Source organism: Lentzea aerocolonigenes, from assembly GCF_000955955.1.
Classification (GTDB): Bacteria; Actinomycetota; Actinomycetes; order Mycobacteriales; family Pseudonocardiaceae; genus Lentzea; species Lentzea aerocolonigenes_A.
Genome location: NZ_JYJG01000132.1, coordinates 1 through 761, shown reverse-complemented (window position 1 = coordinate 761; position 761 = coordinate 1). Strand labels below are relative to the sequence as shown.

Here is a 761-nt window from a genome sequence, read left to right as displayed (position 1 = left end):
CCCAGCTTGAGCGAGCCGTAGCCGATGCGGCTGTCGGTCTTCGTGACGGCCTGCGGCGGTGGGTCGGCCACGGGCTGCGTCGCGACCTCGGTGACCACCGGCGCGGTGGGCGACGAGACCGTGGGTGAGGACGTGGGCGTCGGTGCGGAGCTGCTGTTCGCGGTGGTCGAGCACGCGGACAGAGCGAGAGCCGCGGCGGCGCTGACGAGGATGAGCGAGCGGTTCACGGTGGGTCCCCCAGGACTTGGTTCGTTCGTGTTCGACGCTGCCAACTCTGGCTGGCAGACCTGCAAGAAACCTCCAAGTGGCCTGCAAGCCCCTGCAGGCCGCCTGGAAGTGGTGTCGCACCCGCCCCACCCCCCAGCGGAGCGGGTACGACGGCCTCAGCGGAGATCCACCATCGCGCAGTCGGCTCCGTCCGCGATGATCTTGATGGCGATGACCTCGTCGGTGTCCGCGAAGTACATGCTCTTGGCCTTGCTGTAGCTGATGAACCCGTAGCCGGCGTGGTCACCCAGCCGCGCCTCGAAGCCGTCGCGGTACTCCTTGGCGCCGGAGTAGGCCCTCTTCACGTCGGCGATGGTCGAGCCGACACCGATGCCCTTGGACGTCTTCGCATCGGCGGGAAGCTTGATCAGAACCAGCCCGAGCTTCTGCGAGACCACGACGTCCTTGCTCACCCAGCACCCTTCGCGTTCCTCCGAACCGAAGTCCGCGGGGGCCATTCCGGTGGCCTTGACCTCGTCGAGCGTCATGCCCAG

General features: G+C 67.7%; 2 pseudogenes. Both read right to left on the bottom strand.

The annotated features are described in order from the left end of the window. Positions 1-227, bottom strand: a pseudogene (locus UK23_RS20040) (hypothetical protein); the annotation flags it as partial. A gap of 156 nt (positions 228-383) precedes the next feature. Then, positions 384-761: pseudogene (locus tag UK23_RS52740) on the bottom strand (hypothetical protein); the annotation flags it as partial.